Source organism: Pseudomonas sp. Pseusp88 (assembly GCF_047303955.1).
Lineage (GTDB): Bacteria > Pseudomonadota > Gammaproteobacteria > Pseudomonadales > Pseudomonadaceae > Aquipseudomonas.
The window spans coordinates 85,274-101,973 of record NZ_JBGLYM010000024.1 but is presented as its reverse complement, the minus strand read 5'-3'; the positions used below and the strand labels follow the sequence as shown (position 1 = coordinate 101,973).

Genomic DNA, 16,700 nt, shown 5'->3' with positions numbered 1-16,700 from the left:
GGACGCTACCTGCAAATCGCTGGCAAAGCCCTCGATGGTCAAAGAGAAGTGAGTTTGATTGGCTGGCGCGAACATCCCTTGTTCCTATTGAGGTCTAGGCGTTTGCCAATGACCCGAAGGGCGATGGCAAACGCAAAAAATCTTAAAAAGCGAAAAAGTACCGACCAGCAGCGCTGGTCGATACAGGAGTCGATCAGCCTGCGACGGGTACACGCCAGTCATCGGAGCCAGAGGTTCCGGAGACTTCGTGAGTCCAGGTGATTTTGCGGTAGGTGAACTGCACCTCTTCCAGATGCGTGAACTGCGCATTGTCCGGGTCTTGGCAGTTGTGCATCGTGTTGTTGATAGCGACGATGATCGCGTCCTCCAGCTTGGTGGTGTAGTAGTGCTCCTGGACACCTTTGCCGGAAGTGCGGTACCACTGGATGACGATCTCGGTAATGCGCTCGCCAGTGGTCAGGGCCGCTTGCAGTAACGGCGAAGACTTGTCGAAAACCTTGGTGATGGTCGCGGGTTTGTGGATACGCTGGCCGGTAGGCTGCCCGGACTGTGGATCTCGCGGAATGATTACGTCGTGGCTGAAGGCCTGAATCATGACCTGGTCTTCATGGCCCTCCTGATAGGTATTGCCTACCGAATCGGACGTGAAAGCGCCAGCGGTGATCAGGCCTTGCTTTTCCCCTGTGACGGACATGTACGCGGGTGTAGCCATGGTTGTACTCCTTGATGAGTTTTTTCGGTTTATACCGACCCGGCAGATAGATAGTGGCTACCGAGTTCATATGTATTGCCAAGTTCCGTGCCAGAAACGGTCAGGGCTAGATAAACCGGGGTTGGGAGAAGGGGAATGTTGTTCTGCATCGTAAACTCAAATGTTTTTTCGTGCGAAAGTGCGCAACAGTTTGCGCATGCCAGTGCCACTTGTTGCGCAGCTTTCCATATTCCTTTAAGTACTTGCTAGGTGGCGGACTTTTTATCGGTGTATTTATATTTATATGCGCAGCATCTTGCGCATAGTGGCTATATGATGTTGTTTTTATGTGGCGAATAACGAGCGATAGATGTTCGAGATAATTCCTACAGGGTTTTCGGATTTGTCCTGTTGTGGTGCGAGCGTTAATCGCATTTCATATATGGCATTGGTTTTTTTCGCCATGCGCCTCCTGTCAGTAATGTGATTGAAGGTACGGCCACTAATCAAACCTAAATCAACGTAGTCTTAACCATAGAGCACAGATGACGTATTCCAGTAAGCTTTCTGCTCATTACCTGGCACTCGCAAAAGCCTCAGTCTCCAGCAAAAGTTTTGCGGGTGAAGACGTGCGCTTTTGCAGTGAGTATGAGGCATTGGAAAGCGAGCTGAGTAAAGCCCAGTCCATGCACGAAAGTGGTCAGATTGACTGGCTGAAAATTCGTGAAAACAGTGAGGACCTGCTTCGCTCCCAATCCAAGGATTTGCGTGTAGCTGCCTGGCTGGTATGGGCCTTATACCAATGTGAGTCTTTTCAGGGGCTCATGGCGGGTCTCGGGCTGCTCCATCGGCTTTGCGAAAACCACTGGGCAGATGTTTACCCACGCAAGGCTCGTACGCGTGCAGCGGCCATTGGCTGGTTGGTGCCTCGTCTTGAGCAGGTTCTCAATGAGAATGTTGCGGTTAAAGAACAGCTACCACTGTTTCGTCGCCTGCTGGAACACCTTGAGGGGCTTGATGCCGTATGCACGGAGTGCCTGGGTGATGAAGCGCCGCTACTGCTACCGATCTGTCGTCGTCTGAAAAATATGCTCCAGCGGGCTGCTGATAACCAACCGGATCCTGGGGTGGTGGGCGCTGCCGTTGCCCAAGTCAAACAGGTTGCAAATCAGTTGTTCGCCGCAGGTGTGTTGATCGATAGCGAGAAGGAAGCCAATAAGGCGCTTCGGGCTCAACAGGAGGGCGCGCGCCCGTTGTGTGCGTGGTGGCTCAAGCAGAAGGCCACTGATCTGCGTGCCCTGCGCCTCAATCGTACCTTGTTGTGGCTGCCGATAGATGTGCTTCCCGAACGCAACGCCGAGCAAATCACCGCATTGCGCGGGTTGCCAACCGACAAACTCAAGGCCTATCAGGATCGCTATGACAGGGGCGAATATGCCGATCTTTTGGTCGAGATGGAGGCTAGTCTGGCAAAGGCGCCATTCTGGTTTGACGGCCACCGAATGGTGTGGGAATGCCTGCAACGGCTGAATGCCGAGATGGCTATGCGTGAAGTAGAAATCCATTTCGCGCTGTTGATCCAGCGTCTGCCCGGCATCATCGAGTTGCGCTACCACGATGGTATCCCATTTGCTGATCCAGCTACTCGCGCATGGATCAGCGCGAGCGTGATGTCGCACCTGCAAGCGAAAAGTGCGCCGCGCAAGGTTGAGGTCTCGGACACCCAGCCTGCTTGGGAGCAGGCGCTCGATGATGTCCTACCCATTTTGCGCAAGGACGGCCTCAAGGTCGCGGTGCAGATCTTCAAGCAAGGCCTGCAAACCGCTCACGGTGGACGCGTCCGATTTTTCTGGCAGTTCTCTCTCGCCCGTCTGTGCTTCATGGCCAAAAAATACGAACTGGCCAAGACCCAACTCGAAACGCTGGACCAGACATTGCAGAACTCAGGTCTGATTGTCTGGGAGCCAGATCTTGCGCTGGATGTCTTGCAGTTGCTGCATAGCTGCTGCGAGTTGCTGCCGCAAAACCAGGCCGTGCGTGAGTGCAAAGATGAGATTTATCGCAGGCTGTGCCATCTCGACCTCGAAGTGGTACTTGAATAGGCCCCTGGGCCCCAACGCTAGGAGAAAAGCTATGGCCAAACAAGGCTCCGTAGCCCCTAAAGAACGCATCAATGTCACTTTCAAGCCCGCGACCGGCGGTGCTCAGGAGGAGATAGAGCTGCCACTGAAACTGCTGGCAATAGGTGACTACACCCATCGTAAAGATGAGCGCAAAGTTGAAGATCGTAAACCGATCAACATTGACAAAGTGACATTTGACGAAGTGCTGGCCAAGCAGGAGCTGCGGCTGCAACTGAGCGTGCCAAATCGTCTGCAGGAAGAGGGTGGGCCTGAAGAGTTGGCGATAGAAGTGTGTATCGACGCGATGAAGGACTTTAACCCGGCGAGCCTGGTCGCGCAGGTACCTGAGCTGAAAAAACTGATGGAGCTGCGTGACGCTTTGGTAGCGCTCAAGGGGCCGCTGGGTAATGCGCCCGCGTTCCGCAAAGCCATCGAAGGCGCTCTTGCCGATGACGAATCCCGTACCCGCGTATTGGGTGAGCTGGGCTTGAATCACGCAACGCAGAACGCTTGAGTTTGTATCAGCGAAGGAAACCGACACTATGACTATCAGCGCAGCACAACAGAGTAAAGCCGAGAACAGCGGGTACAGTATTCTCGACAGTATCATCGCCGAAACACGTCTGACTCCGGACGACGAAGCCTACGGTATAGCCAAACGTGGCGTATCAGCATTCATCGAGGAGCTGCTCAAGCCACAGAACGACGGTGAACCGGTCAAGAAAGCCATGGTTGACCGTATGATTGCCGAGATCGACGCCAAGCTCAGTCATCAGATGGACGAGATTCTTCATCACCCTGACTTTCAGGCACTTGAGTCGTCCTGGCGTGGCTTGCAGTTGTTGGTCGAACGCACCAACTTCCGTGAAAACATCAAGATCGAAATCCTCAACGTCTCCAAAGACGACCTGCTGGACGATTTCGAGGACTCCCCGGAAGTAACCCAGGCGGGCTTGTACAAGCATATCTACACTGCGGAGTACGGTCAGTTCGGTGGTCAGCCGGTGGGCGCAGTCATTGCAAATTATTTCATATCCCCAAGTTCGCCAGACGTGAAGTTAATGCAGTACGTGTCTAGTGTGGCGTGCATGTCTCATGCACCATTCATTGCTGCTGCCGGCCCGAAATTTTTTGGCTTGGAGAGCTTTACCGGCCTGCCGGACCTCAAAGATTTGAAGGATCATTTCGATGGCCCGCAATTTGCCAAGTGGCAGAGCTTCCGCCAGTCTGAAGATTCTCGTTACGTGGGTCTCACCTTGCCGCGTTTCCTCCTGCGCAACCCATACGATCCTGAAGAAAATCCGGTCAAATCATTCGTATACAAAGAAAACGTTGTCAACAGCCACGAGCACTATTTGTGGGGCAATACCGCATACGCGTTTGGCACAAGGCTGACCGACAGTTTTGCCAAGTTCCGTTGGTGCCCGAACATCGTCGGCCCACAGAGCGGCGGTGCGGTCGAAGACCTACCGTTGCACCACTTCGAAAGCATGGGCGAGATTGAAACCAAGATTCCGACCGAGGTATTGGTTTCTGATCGTCGAGAATACGAACTGGCCGAGGAGGGCTTCATCTCCCTGACAATGCGTAAAGGTTCCGATAACGCGGCATTCTTCTCCGCAAGCTCCGTGCAGAAGCCGAAATTGTTCGGCAACAGCGCCGAAGGCAAAGTCGCCGAGCTGAATTACAAGCTCGGCAGCCAATTGCCTTACATGATGATAGTCAACCGTTTGGCCCATTACCTGAAAGTACTTCAGCGTGAACAACTAGGTTCATGGAAGGAGCGCACTGACCTCGAATTGGAACTTAATAAATGGATTCGCCAGTATGTTGCCGACCAGGAAAACCCTGGTGCTGAAGTTCGTGGTCGTCGTCCGTTGCGAGCGGCACAAATCGTCGTCAGCGATGTTGATGGTGAGCCGGGCTGGTACCGCGTCAGCCTGAACGTGCGCCCACACTTCAAGTACATGGGGGCTGATTTCACGCTGTCGCTGGTTGGCAAGCTGGACAAAGAGTAAGCGGAGTTTGACTCATGAGTGGGTATGGCAGCCTTTTCGAACGGCTGAACGGTGATGCGGAAAAACGTGTCAAATGGAGCCGCGAGGCCTCTGCGACGGCTTCGGTGGCTGCCCACCTTGCCAAGATGCTCAGTACCCGCGCGGGCAGCGTGCAAACGCTGGCCGACTACGGGCTACCGGATCTCAATGATATGCGTCTTAGTCTGCACGACGCTCTGAGTCAAGCCCGCCGGGCCATCGAACGCTTTATTGAAGCCTATGAGCCACGCTTGAGCAACGTGCAGGTTATTTCCCTGCCGCGCGATAACGATCAACTTCGCCTGTCATTCAGTATTGAGGGCTTATTGGAAGTTGATGGTTTCAAGTCCCAGGTCAGTTTCGCCGCGCGCCTGGATGGCGGCGGCCAAATCAAAATTAATTAAGGAGACTCCATGTCCGGTAAGCCCGCAGCGCGTGTCACAGACTCAACTGCCTGCCCACACGTTGGTCACGGCAGCAATCCGATCATCAGTGTGTTCTGACGGAGAAATTTGACACGCCAAGGGGAGAGCCGGACAGCAGATTTTCAAAGACAGTCTGTCTATCGCCGCGCTTATTAAACTTGTTTTACGTGATTGCCTTTGTGATTTACGGACCTGCACATCCGGTGTCGGGCGATTTTTGTCGACCTATAAAAGATGTGCGGTGTACGGGTCCTGTAATCGCATTAGCACATGGCAGGGCAAATAGCTGCCATCCCTGCGACAACGCACTACAGGGCGCTTTACTAATGAGTTCCACTATCAGGGATATACACCGTGTCCTTTAACCACTACTACCAAAGCGAACTTACCGCACTTCGCCAACTGGGTCGCCGTTTCGCCGAGCGTAGCCCTGCGCTTGCGCCGTTCCTGGGGCAGTCCGGGCGGGATCCTGATGTGGAGCGGTTACTTGAGGGCTTTGCCTTCCTGACAGGCCGTTTGCGGCAGAAGCTTGATGACGAGTTGCCAGAGCTTAGCCACTCACTGATGCAACTGCTATGGCCCAACTATATGCGGCCACTGCCCTCGTTCAGCATTTTGCAGTTTGACCCACTGGAGCGTGCGGGGCCTGCGCGGACCGTTGCGCGTGATACGCCGGTCGAGAGTTCGAAAGTCGACGGTGTGATCTGCCGCTTCCGTACCTGCTACGCCACCGAAGTGCTGCCGCTGCGTCTGGCAGCGCTGAACTACTCGGTAAAAGGCGAAGAATCATTGTTGAGCCTGCGTGTGGAAGTAAGTGCTGAAGGGCACCTTGGCGAGTTGGAGCTGAGTCGTCTTCGCCTACACTTCTGCGGTGAGCGCTATATCAGTCAGATGCTCTATCTCAACCTTTTACGCCATCTGAAAGACATCGAGTTGATTCCCCTGGACGGAGCCGGCAAGCCTGTTAATGGCATCGATGGCAAGCCTCTGGCTTTCAAGTTGCCCGCCAACCATGTGCAACCTGTTGGTTTTGCCGAGGACGAGGCGTTAATCCCCTATCCGCTAAACACCTTCCGCGGATATCGCTATCTGCAGGAGTATTTCGCCTTCCAGGACAAGTTCCTTTTCGTCGATATCAACGGTCTGGGCCTGTTCAATGCGTTGCCAAAGGACAGCCTCAAGCAGATGTGTGGCCTGGAGTTGCGCTTCGATATTCGCAAAGGTGGCATACAGCATGTGCGTCCCACTCTGGATAACGTGAAACTGCACTGCACGCCAATCGCCAACCTGTTCGAGCATCATGCTCTGCCAATTCGCCTGGATGGCAAACAGGACGAGTATCTCCTGTTGCCTGCTGAATTCGATCTCGAAAACTGCGGAGTGTTTTCCGTCAACGGCATTACTGGCTGGAATCCGGGCGGAGTCGATTACGAGGAGTACGTGCCGTTTGAGTCGTTTGCGCACGACCCCAGTTTCGACGTCCCCCATGCCCGCCGGCATTACAGCATTCGACATCGTTCTTCCCTGTCGCATGACGGTCTCGACACTTACTTGAGTTTTGGCACTTGTCACCCGGACGCTCACCAAACGCTGTCGATCGAGTTGATGTGTACCAATCAGAACCTGCCTAGCAAGCTCAAGCTGGGGCAAATCAACCAATCTTGCCAGGGTACTCCCGAGTTTCTCAGTTTTCGCAATATCACCAAGGCCACGCCGAGCTTTGCGCCGCCGCTGAACCACGACTTCCTGTGGAAGCTGATCAGCAATATGTCGCTCAACTACCTGTCGTTGGCAGACGTCAACGCACTCAAGGTGATTCTCGAAACCTATGATCTGCCGCGCTATTACGACCAGCACGCCGAGCGAGTCAGTAAGCGGCTGCTTGGCGGGCTCAAATCAATCAAACACTGGCCAGTGGATCGCCTGTATCAGGGGTTGCCGGTGCGCGGGGTGCGCACGGAGTTGAGCATCGATCCTGAAGGTTATATCGGCGAAGGCGATCTGTTCGTTTTCGCCTCGGTGCTTAACGAGTTTTTCGCACTTTACGCCAGCCTCAACTCGTATCACGAGCTGCGGGTAATCAGTAAACAAGGAGAGGTTTACGAATGGACGCCCCGAATGGGCCAACAGCCTCTGCTCTGAGCGGGCTGACCCGATGCATACGCGAATACTCATTGTTTCAGGCCGTGGCGTTAGTGATAGATCGCCTTCGCGATGCGCATCCGCATTTGAGCGAAGACGAGTTGTACGAGCAATTGGAGTTTCAGGCCAACCCGAGTTTTGGCTTCCCCGGCAGTGACGTCGATCGAGTGATGTTTTTCGAAGAACATGGGCAACTGCGCGCTCGCCTGCGCTTCAATCTGATCAGCCTGGTTGGCTCCGGTTCGCCACTGCCAGCGTTTTATGGTGAACAGGCTTTAGGCGACAGCGAGGACGGCAACCCGACACGTAGCTTTCTCGATCTGTTCCATGATCGTCTTCAACGATTGTTGTTGCCGATCTGGCGCAAATATCGCTATCGCGCGAGCTTCCGCAGTGGCGCGTTGGACCCTTTCTCCGCGCAGCTTTTTGCACTCGTAGGTCTTGGTGGCGAGGAGATCCGCAAGTCCAAGGACCTGAACTGGAAACGCCTGCTGCCGTACCTCGGATTGCTCAGCCTGCGGGCGCACTCGGCAGCCCTGATCGAAGCGGTACTGCGTTACTACTTCAAGCACGAAGAGTTGTTCATCGAACAGTGTGTCCAACGTCGTGTGCAAATTCTCCATGAGCAGCGTAACCGACTGGGCGGCGGCAACAGCGTGCTCAGCGAAGACTTGGTGCTCGGCGAATACGTATGCGACCGCAGCGGCAAGTTCCGTATCCACATCGCCGAGCTGGACTGGCAGCGTTTTCACGAGTTTCTGCCCGTTGGTTCCGGCTATCAGCCCCTCTGTGCACTGGTGCGTTTCAGCCTGCGTGATCCGCTCGATTACGACATTCGCCTTGTTCTTTGCCAGGAGGAAATCCGCGACCTGCGCATCGGTGAACAGAACACCTGTCACCTGGGCTGGACCAGTTGGCTGGGCCGCGAAAAGGCGAATGGCGTAGTGATCTTGGGCAGCAAAATCCATTTAGGAAGTATCAGACATGAGTAACGTTGACCTGCAACAACTGATTCAGGCGCTGGAAGCCGAAACTCGACGTGACCTTGAACGTTCGGCCGAGCGCTGCGTTGCTCGTGGCGGTAGCAAAGTACTTCTTGAGGACTTGCTGCTGGAGTTGCTCGAGCGACCGCAAAGCATGCTCGCCCTTGCATTGCAGGACGCGCAGGTAGACGTTGGCGAATTGAGTGTCGCCCTGCAGCCACAGCTGGAGCAGAGCGCTTCGCGCAACCCTGTTTTCGCGCCGGAGCTTATACAGTGGCTGGAGGATGCATTGCTGCTCGCCAACCTGGAGTTGGGGCAGACCCAGGTCGAACAGGCCGCATTGATTCTCGCGTTGTTGCGCAATCCGATGCGCTATGCAGGAACTCGCTACCAGCCATTGCTGGCCAGGCTAAGCGCCGATCGGCTGAAAGAGTTCGCGCTGTCGCAGTATGAATCACCCTCTAAACCGACGAAGCCCGGCGAGTCGCTGCTGGAGCGCTTCACTTACAATCTGACTCAACAAGCCCGTGACGGCAGACTCGATCCGGTGTTGTGTCGCGACGGCGCGATTCGTCTGATGGTCGACATCCTTGCACGCCGGCGCAAGAACAACCCGATTGTCGTGGGTGAAGCTGGCGTCGGCAAAACGGCGGTCGTCGAAGGACTCGCCTTGCGTATCGCCGCCGGTGAAGTGCCGCAAGTCCTCAAGGATGTAGAGTTGCTGTCCCTCGATATGGGGCTCTTGCAGGCTGGTGCAAGCATAAAGGGCGAATTTGAACGTCGCCTCAAAGGGGTGATCGACGAGATCAAGGCGTCGCCGATACCGATCATCCTGTTTATCGACGAGGCCCACATGTTGATCGGCGCGGGAGGCAATGCCGGTGGCTCCGATGCGGCCAACTTGCTCAAGCCAGTCCTGGCTCGTGGAGAATTACGCACGATTGCCGCGACCACCTGGACGGAATACAAAAAGTACTTCGAAAAAGATCCGGCCTTGGCCCGTCGCTTTCAGCCGGTGCAACTGCACGAGCCTACCATCAGAGACGCAGTAACCATTTTGCGTGGTCTGGCTCAGGTCTACGAAAAGAGTCACGGTATTTATCTGCGTGATGATGCCGTGGTCGCAGCCGCCGAGTTGTCTGCCCGTTACCTGGCGGGACGTCAGCTACCGGACAAAGCCGTCGATGTCCTCGATACGGCTTGCGCTCGCGTGCGCATCAGCCTTGTCGCAGCCCCGCAAAGGCTTGAGCAATTGCGCGGCGAACTGGCCGAAGGCAGGCGTCAGCGTCAAGCGCTGAATCGCGATGCCGAGGCTGGTCTGCCCATCGACCATGAGGCTTTGAGTACCTTGGGGGCACGTCTGGCTGAAGCCGAGAATGAATTGCTCGAGATAGACGCGCTTTGGACCGAACAAAAATCACTGGCTGAGCATCTGCTGGAACTGCGTCGACAACTGTCCCGGGCCAGGGAGGCATGTAGCGCCGAGGGTGTGAGCGAAACCGTTACGTCGGGGAGCATGCAACGCGTAGCCGCTCTGGAAACATCGCTCAATGAAATCCATCTTGCCTTGATCCAGGCTCAAGCCAAAGAGCGGCTGGTCAGCTTCGAAGTTTGCCCGCGCCTGGTGGCCGAAGTGGTCAGCGCCTGGACGGGTGTGCCTATTACGCAGCTCGCGCGTGAGCATAACGTCAAGGTCGCCAGCTTCGCTGCGGATATGCGTGGCCGCATTCTCGGCCAGGAACAGGCGGTTCACGCCCTTGATCGCTCGATACGGGCTACCGCTGCGGGGCTGAATAAACCCGACGCACCTGTGGGCGTGTTCCTGCTGGTGGGGCCTAGCGGTGTAGGCAAGACCGAAACTGCATTGGCGATTGCTGATTTGCTGTATGGCGGTGATCGTTTCATGACCACGATCAACATGTCCGAATTCCAGGAAAAGCACACAGTTTCGCGCCTGATCGGTGCACCTCCGGGTTACGTCGGCTATGGAGAGGGCGGCATGCTTACCGAGGCCGTACGGCAGAAACCATACTCTGTCGTGCTACTCGACGAGGTCGAGAAGGCTGACCCTGATGTGCTCAATCTGTTCTATCAAATCTTTGATAAAGGGGTGGCTAATGATGGAGAGGGGCGTGAGATTGATTTTCGCAACACCCTGATCCTGATGACGTCGAACCTTGGCAGCGAGCAGATCAGTACCCTTTGCAAAACGAGCGCACGACCGACAGTCGACGTGCTTGAAGAAACCATCCGACCGATCCTCAGCGCACACTTCAAGCCGGCATTATTGGCGCGCATGCGCGTCGTGCCCTATTACCCGGTGGCAGGCGTGGTTTTGCGCGAATTGGTCGAGATGAAACTCGGTCGTCTGGGTGAACGATTTAATCGCCGCCAGCTTGATTTCACTTATTGCCAGAAACTGGTTGATCACCTGGCTGAGCGCTGCACCCAAGTCGATAGCGGTGCGCGTTTTATCGACCATTTACTTGATCAGTATGTGCTGCCCGCAGTGGCCGACCGATTACTTGACGCGATGGTTACCGGGGAAAGCCTCAAGCGCGTCCACGCGACCCTTGATGGTAACCGCGTGGCTTGCGAGTTCGTTTGACGTGAACGAAATGCTTACTCGAATAGCTCAGCCAGTGGTCTATGCCGAAACCTTGCTGGCGCAACTCACCAGTCTGTCATGGGTGGCGGATCGTGACTCGTTGCTGGGTAATTTTGCCCGTGGGGTGGCCGAACTGAGCGGTTGCGAGTTGGCGCAACTGTATTTGCTCGATGCTACCCATACCTGCCTGGGGCTCAGTGTCGAGTGTCTGGACGGTATCTTGCAAACTCGGGAGGTATCGAGTCGGCCGACGGATTACAGTGGTGAACAGTTGTTGCAATTCGTCCTGTGCCAAAACCGTGTGGTATGCCTTGAAGGGCTAAGCGCGAGCCTGCACGAAACCACTTTTTTGCCACCGCTCGCCCTTGCGTGGCAGTCCCTCCTGATTGTGCCGATCGTCAACCAACAAAAAGCGGTAGAGGGTTTGCTATTGTGCGCAAGTCATCAACATGTCGACTTGCAAGGTTTTGCCGATTCCCTTGGTTGGCTTGGATCGTTCGCACTTGGCCAGCTGCATATGCTGCAACGCATACAACGGCCCTCCAATGAATCACGACCTGCGCCCGGCGCCGTGCCAGGTAACACCCATTACGGCCTGGTCGGGCAGAGCGAGAGCATACGTAAGACCTGCTCACTGATCAGCAAAGTGCTACACAGCGCATACACAGTGTTGTTACTCGGCGAGACCGGTACCGGCAAGGAGGTGGTTGCACGGGCCATTCACGATTTTGGGCCGCGACGTACACACTCTTTCATTGTGCAAAATTGCGCAGCGTTTCCAGACAGTCTGCTCGAGAGCGAGCTGTTCGGTTATCGCAAGGGGGCCTTCACTGGTGCCGACCGCGACCGTGCCGGGCTGTTCGATGCGGCCAATGGCGGCACTTTGCTGCTGGATGAAATCGGCGATATGCCGCTATCGCTCCAAGCCAAGTTGTTACGTGTACTGCAAGAGGGCGAGATTCGTCCGCTCGGTGCCACAGAAACTCATAAAGTCGATGTTCGCATTGTCGCCGCGACGCATCGAGACTTGTTGATGCTGGTCAGCGAGGGGAAGTTCCGCGAGGACCTTTACTACCGCCTGGCGCAATTCCCCATTGAGCTGCCGCCCCTGCGCCAACGTCAGGGCGACATTCTCATTCTGGCTCGACACTTTGCCGATAAAGCCTGCGCCTTCCTGCAGCGTCAGCCGCTGCATTGGGCGGATGCTGCGCTTGATCAGCTATCCCGATACCTCTTCCCCGGCAATGTGCGCGAACTCAAAGGTCTGGTCGAACGCGCCGTTTTGCTCTGTGAGGGAGACGAGCTGCGACCGGAGCATTTCGCTCTCAGACCACCCGCCATGCCCGAAGATACGGACCTTAATTTTCGTGAGCGACTGATGCAGATAGAGCGCAGCTTACTCATCGATTGCCTGCGCAAGAACGCCGGTAACCAGTCCCTTTGTGCCCGTGAACTCGGCTTGCCAAGACGCACGCTGCTGTATCGGCTTGATCGCCTGAATATCAATTGTGGTGATTTGAGTGGGTAGGCAAAACCGCTCGATCTCCGCTCCTTCACTCCTTGCTGCGCAATCTGAAAAGCCCGGTGTTTTTCGCTTACTCATGGAGATCCTCTGATGATGGTTCGTCACTGGCAAATCGTCCTTCTGGCCCTCGCCGTCCTGTGCGGTGTGGGGGGCTGTGGCGGCAATTACAAATTCAACGACGACGCCTATCGCCCGCTGGGTGATCCGCAGTCGGTCAATCGCGGCAAGTGACCGCAGGGAACAGCATGATGGAACTGGTTTTTGAAATACTGCATGCCAAGCAGTTTGTGCCACCGCAGTTGTGTCAGAAGACCTTCAACCAGGCGGGTGGTGTGATTGGCAGAGGAGAGGATTGCGACTGGTGCATTCCGGACAAGGAGCGGTACCTGTCCAAGCAGCATGCTCTGATCAGTTACCGCGCAGACGCGTTCTTCCTCACCGATACCAGTCGCAACGGTACTCGGGATCGCACAAGTGGCGCTCTGTTGCAAAAGGGTGACCCGATACGCATCGAACATGGCAGCGTGTATATGCTGGGTGATATCGAGATTCGCGCGCTTCTGGTGCGTGACCCTGGGACCATCGACTTCGAGCCCGGCAGTCCGCAACCGGCGGGCAGTGTCATTCCGGATGATGCATTTCTCGAACTCGATCCGCTCTACCTCCTTGATAAGCACAAGCGCGCAAATTCGGAAATCGATAAATTGATTTCCCCCAGCGCCACAATCGACGATGCCAATCGGCGTGCGGACTTCGCCCGCGTGGACATGGAGCATCTCACGGTGCCAGCGTTGGTCGCACCGCCGAATGAACCCACACCCGCACCACTTTCGCCGGCTCCAGCGCGCCTGGGCGAAGCGTTTTGGGAGCACTTTGGTACGGTGCTGGGTGTCGACGTCAAAACCCTCGACCATGACGCCCGCGAAGCACTTGCACTGAGTGCAGTCCGCCTGCTCAGGCAGAGCGTCGCTGGTTTGCAACAGAGCTTGCGTACCCGTAGCGAACTTAAAAATGAACTGCGTCTCGCCCAAACCATCGCCCATGGCGTTCAGCAGAACCCGTTGAAATTTACAGTCGATGCAGGTGAGGCATTAGGCGCGATGTTGCAGCCCGATAAGCCAGGCCAGTTGTCTGCCGAACAGGCTGTCTCTCGCGCATTCCGTGATTTGCAAGCTCATCAGGTGGCCTTGGTGAGTGCCAGCCGCGCGGCTGTTCGCGGTGTTCTGGAGCACTTTTCTCCGCAGCAACTGACTCTGCGTTTCGAGCGCGACAGCAAGCCGCTGATGATGACATCGGGCAGCCGCTGGAGAGCATACAGCCGTTATCACCAGGCTCTATGTCAAGACGATGACTGGAATGAGCGGATGCTGGCTCGTGACTTCGCCCAGGTTTACGAAGAGCAGGTTCGCCTTATTTCCACTCTCCACACCGATCACCAAGGATGATACGCATGCCCCCGCACCCGACTGTTTTTCTCAAGATGCTAACCGCGATGGCTGCCCTGATGGTGCTGGTCGGTTGTTCGACGTTGTCGCCATATTCCCAGGTCACCAAGCTCAATCTCAAATTGACGGCCAGCGATCAGTTGAACCCGGACCTAAACGGTCGGCCCTCACCGATCGTCATACGCCTGTACGAGCTGAAGCATCCGGTCGCCTTCGAGAATGCTGACTTCTTCAGCCTTTACGAGCGCCCTAAAGACGCCCTGGCACCGGACTTGATTGCGACCGAGGAACTGGAGTTGCGCCCGGGTGGAGCCGTCGAACTCAAGCTGAGTGTGGAAGAGGGCAGCCGCTACGTCGGTGTCCTGGCCGCCTACCGGAGTCTGCCGGACAGTAAATGGCGCCACACACTGAAAGTCACCCAGGACGGGGTGACCGAAGCCAACTTGACCCTCGATCAGAGCGGGATTCGCAACACCAATTCATTCGCCTCCAGGGCTGACTAAGCATGACGACCCACAAAGTTATCTGGCAGGAAGGTATGCTGCTGCGCCCGCAGCACTTCCAGCACAACGACCGCTACTACGATCACCAGTTAAAGATTCGTACGGCATTGCTGGGCGGTTACGTCTGGGGGTTTCTCAAGCTGGAAATCGACGTCCAGAACCTCAATACGGGCAAAGTGGTGATCAGCCATGCCTCTGGAGTTTTGCCCGACGGCAGTCTATTTGAGTTGGGAGGCGATATTGAACCGCTACTTCTCGAGGTACCTCGTAACACCGTGAGCACCCCCATATATTTGGCGCTGCCAGTGGTCAGCGGGAATCACGTCGAAGCACGTCGCGAAGAGCATTCCGACGTGCTGGCCCGCTACAAGGTATACGAAAGGGAAGTGATCGACTCCAATGCTGGCGACAGCTCTTCCAGGCAAATTAGTTGCGCGCGTCCGGATTTCAAACTACTGCTCGGCGACCGGCAGAACGACCAGGGATACGTCAAGTTGAAGGTCTGCGAAGTGCTGGATACTTCCCCCGAAGGCGCGCTCAGCCTCAATCCGGACTTCGTGCCAACCTATATACAGGCTCATGCTTCCAGTTACTTGCTGTCGTGTCTCAAAGAAGTCATCAGCATGCTTGGGCACAGGGGCGACGCCATCGCCGAGCGGATTCGCTCCAGCGGCAAGGTAGGCGGGACGGAAGTCGGGGACTTCATGATGCTGCAATTGATCAATCGCACTGAGTTATTGCTGCGCCATTACCTGGGGCTGGAACAGGTGCATCCCGAAGAGTTGTATCGAACGTTGCTGGCCATGTTGGGTGACCTGGCGACTTTCTCCAGCGACAGTAAACGCCCGCGTCTTGACAGTCGTTACCAGCACAGCGACCAGGGTGCGAGCTTCCGTACATTGATGGACGAGATTCGTCAGGTGTTGTCGATGGTACTGGAGCGGCACGCCATTGAACTGGAACTGCAATCGCGCCCCTATAACCTTACTGTTTCTCCGTTACGCGATCACACATTGTTGGGAGCGGCCTCATTCGTGCTGGCGGCCACTGCCAACTGCGATCCTGAGGAGCTACGCCATCGCTTGCCTGCACACCTCAAGGTTGGGCCTGTGGAGCGTATCCGTGAGTTGGTCAACCTGCATCTCCCGGGAATCAAGGTCAAGCCTTTGCCCGTGGCGCCACGGCAAATCGCATTCCACGCCAACAAAACCTATTTCATTCTTGAGCTCAGCTCTGAAGATGTGGAGCAACTGCAGCGTTCTGGAGGCTTCGCGTTCCATGTTTCAGGTGAGTTCAGTGAGCTTGAATTGAATTTCTGGGCCATCAGGAGCTGACCACATGACCAGGGACATTGAATACAACCAGGATGACAAAACCGTACTTTTTGATCATCGGGGTAACTCTCCGGCGTCGGCTGCGTTGACGAGCCATGAGAGTCCTCCGGATTACAAGCAACTCGAAGAACGGATGATATATGCCGCACGCCTGCGTCCCGCCGAGGCGTTTAACGTCAGTCTCAACCTGCTGGTGGCAGCAGCCTCCGAGCTCTTGTCGCAAGTGGTGCGATTCAAGCACAGCAAAGTCAATGAAGAGCTGCTGGCGCTGAACCAGAGCCTGACCGAAGGGCTCAAGTTGTTTGATGTCCGCGCTTTGCACAGCGGCGTGGAGAGCAGCATGGTGCTGACAGCCCGCTACATACTTTGCACCGTGATTGATGAAGCTGTAGTCAGCACATCATGGGGCAACGAAAGCCAATGGTCGCAGATGAGTCTGCTCAGCAGATTTCACAATGAAACATTCGGGGGTGAGAAATTCTTCCGCTTGCTGGATGAACTGACAAAAAACCCGGTCAAGAACCTGCCGATTCTGGAGCTCATGTACTTGTGTATGGCGTTGGGTTTTGAGGGCAAGTACCGCGTCAAGGAGCGAGGCGTGCTTGAGCTCGAAGGTATTCGTGATGCCTTGTATCGGCAGATTCGTCAACTGCGCGGCGACGTTCCGCGTGGCCTTTCACCGCACTGGGAAGGCTTGAGTGATCAGCGCAGTCGTCTGGTACGCATCGTCCCGACGTGGATGGTGCTGCTGTTCACTGGCATTTGCCTGGTAGCGATGTATTCGGGCTTCGCGTGGGTCTTGGATGGACAGCGTTCAACTGTCCTCAAGCCTTATCAGCCGTTGGAACTGTCAGCGGCACGCCCGCAGTCGCAGTTGTAAACAGG

At 55.7% G+C, this 16,700-nt stretch carries 14 protein-coding genes and 1 pseudogene; 14 read left to right on the top strand and 1 reads right to left on the bottom strand.

Features of this window, described 5'->3' with window-relative positions; genetic code table 11:
* Positions 1–193: 193 nt before the first annotated feature.
* The gene (locus tag ACCD02_RS24355; protein ID WP_413307683.1) at positions 194–712 is read right to left on the bottom strand and encodes an Hcp family type VI secretion system effector; all 519 of its coding nucleotides are present in this window, start codon (positions 710–712) and stop codon (positions 194–196) included.
* A 524-nt stretch (positions 713–1,236) separates the two neighbouring features.
* Here ACCD02_RS24355 and tssA point away from each other — a divergent pair.
* The 14 genes and pseudogenes from tssA (at position 1,237) to icmH (ending at position 16,695) form a co-directional block, all read left to right on the top strand.
* Complete coding sequence (gene tssA, locus ACCD02_RS24350) at positions 1,237–2,793, top strand: type VI secretion system protein TssA (RefSeq protein ID WP_413307680.1); 1,557 nt, start codon at positions 1,237–1,239, stop codon at positions 2,791–2,793.
* Positions 2,794–2,824: 31 nt separating this feature from the next.
* On the top strand, positions 2,825–3,328 hold the full coding sequence (gene tssB / locus ACCD02_RS24345) for a type VI secretion system contractile sheath small subunit (protein WP_413307677.1): 504 nt from the start codon (positions 2,825–2,827) through the stop codon (positions 3,326–3,328).
* Between the two features lie 28 nt (positions 3,329–3,356).
* Positions 3,357–4,832, top strand: a complete 1,476-nt coding sequence (tssC, locus tag ACCD02_RS24340; RefSeq protein WP_413307674.1) for a type VI secretion system contractile sheath large subunit — start codon at positions 3,357–3,359, stop codon at positions 4,830–4,832.
* A 14-nt stretch (positions 4,833–4,846) separates the two neighbouring features.
* On the top strand, positions 4,847–5,254 hold the full coding sequence (gene tssE, locus ACCD02_RS24335) for a type VI secretion system baseplate subunit TssE (protein ID WP_413307671.1): 408 nt from the start codon (positions 4,847–4,849) through the stop codon (positions 5,252–5,254).
* A 9-nt stretch (positions 5,255–5,263) separates the two neighbouring features.
* A pseudogene (locus ACCD02_RS24330) lies at positions 5,264–5,341 on the top strand (Rhs element Vgr protein); the annotation flags it as partial.
* 288 nt (positions 5,342–5,629) lie between these two features.
* Positions 5,630–7,417: a type VI secretion system baseplate subunit TssF gene (tssF, locus tag ACCD02_RS24325; RefSeq protein ID WP_413307668.1), complete on the top strand. Its 1,788-nt coding sequence runs from the start codon at positions 5,630–5,632 to the stop codon at positions 7,415–7,417.
* Positions 7,381–8,409 carry a type VI secretion system baseplate subunit TssG gene (tssG, locus tag ACCD02_RS24320; RefSeq protein ID WP_413307665.1) on the top strand — a complete coding sequence of 343 codons (1,029 nt, stop codon included), beginning with the start codon at positions 7,381–7,383 and terminating at the stop codon, positions 8,407–8,409. The genes tssF and tssG overlap by 37 nt, the downstream gene beginning before the upstream one ends.
* Complete coding sequence (gene tssH, locus ACCD02_RS24315) at positions 8,402–11,008, top strand: type VI secretion system ATPase TssH (protein ID WP_413307663.1); 2,607 nt, start codon at positions 8,402–8,404, stop codon at positions 11,006–11,008. The genes tssG and tssH overlap by 8 nt, the downstream gene beginning before the upstream one ends.
* A 10-nt stretch (positions 11,009–11,018) precedes the next feature.
* Positions 11,019–12,536, top strand: a complete 1,518-nt coding sequence (locus tag ACCD02_RS24310; protein WP_413307689.1) for a sigma-54 interaction domain-containing protein — start codon at positions 11,019–11,021, stop codon at positions 12,534–12,536.
* Between the two features lie 87 nt (positions 12,537–12,623).
* Positions 12,624–12,764, top strand: coding sequence for a type VI secretion protein (locus ACCD02_RS24305; protein ID WP_413307660.1), 141 nt, complete (start codon positions 12,624–12,626; stop codon positions 12,762–12,764).
* A gap of 17 nt (positions 12,765–12,781) precedes the next feature.
* Positions 12,782–13,978 (top strand): type VI secretion system-associated FHA domain protein TagH, encoded by a 1,197-nt coding sequence (gene tagH, locus ACCD02_RS24300; protein WP_413307686.1) that lies wholly within the window; start codon positions 12,782–12,784, stop codon positions 13,976–13,978.
* A 5-nt stretch (positions 13,979–13,983) separates the two neighbouring features.
* Positions 13,984–14,481, top strand: a complete 498-nt coding sequence (gene tssJ, locus ACCD02_RS24295; RefSeq protein ID WP_413307658.1) for a type VI secretion system lipoprotein TssJ — start codon at positions 13,984–13,986, stop codon at positions 14,479–14,481.
* Between the two features lie 2 nt (positions 14,482–14,483).
* On the top strand, positions 14,484–15,815 hold the full coding sequence (gene tssK / locus ACCD02_RS24290; protein WP_413307655.1) for a type VI secretion system baseplate subunit TssK: 1,332 nt from the start codon (positions 14,484–14,486) through the stop codon (positions 15,813–15,815).
* 4 nt (positions 15,816–15,819) lie between these two features.
* The gene (gene icmH / locus ACCD02_RS24285; protein ID WP_413307653.1) at positions 15,820–16,695 is read left to right on the top strand and encodes a type IVB secretion system protein IcmH/DotU; all 876 of its coding nucleotides are present in this window, start codon (positions 15,820–15,822) and stop codon (positions 16,693–16,695) included.
* Positions 16,696–16,700: the final 5 nt, after the last annotated feature.

Excerpts from the sequence above, each read along its gene's own strand:
- ACCD02_RS24355 (WP_413307683.1), bottom strand. The coding sequence starts at position 712 with ATGGCTACACCCGCGTACATGTCCGTCACAGGGGAAAAGCAAGGCCTG.
- tssA (WP_413307680.1), top strand. The coding sequence starts at position 1,237 with ATGACGTATTCCAGTAAGCTTTCTGCTCATTACCTGGCACTCGCAAAA.
- tssB (WP_413307677.1), top strand. The coding sequence starts at position 2,825 with ATGGCCAAACAAGGCTCCGTAGCCCCTAAAGAACGCATCAATGTCACT.
- tssC (WP_413307674.1), top strand. The coding sequence starts at position 3,357 with ATGACTATCAGCGCAGCACAACAGAGTAAAGCCGAGAACAGCGGGTAC.
- tssE (WP_413307671.1), top strand. The coding sequence starts at position 4,847 with ATGAGTGGGTATGGCAGCCTTTTCGAACGGCTGAACGGTGATGCGGAA.
- tssG (WP_413307665.1), top strand. The coding sequence starts at position 7,381 with ATGGACGCCCCGAATGGGCCAACAGCCTCTGCTCTGAGCGGGCTGACC.
- tssH (WP_413307663.1), top strand. The coding sequence starts at position 8,402 with ATGAGTAACGTTGACCTGCAACAACTGATTCAGGCGCTGGAAGCCGAA.
- ACCD02_RS24310 (WP_413307689.1), top strand. The coding sequence starts at position 11,019 with ATGCTTACTCGAATAGCTCAGCCAGTGGTCTATGCCGAAACCTTGCTG.
- ACCD02_RS24305 (WP_413307660.1), top strand. The coding sequence starts at position 12,624 with ATGATGGTTCGTCACTGGCAAATCGTCCTTCTGGCCCTCGCCGTCCTG.
- tagH (WP_413307686.1), top strand. The coding sequence starts at position 12,782 with ATGGAACTGGTTTTTGAAATACTGCATGCCAAGCAGTTTGTGCCACCG.
- tssJ (WP_413307658.1), top strand. The coding sequence starts at position 13,984 with ATGCCCCCGCACCCGACTGTTTTTCTCAAGATGCTAACCGCGATGGCT.
- tssK (WP_413307655.1), top strand. The coding sequence starts at position 14,484 with ATGACGACCCACAAAGTTATCTGGCAGGAAGGTATGCTGCTGCGCCCG.
- icmH (WP_413307653.1), top strand. The coding sequence starts at position 15,820 with ATGACCAGGGACATTGAATACAACCAGGATGACAAAACCGTACTTTTT.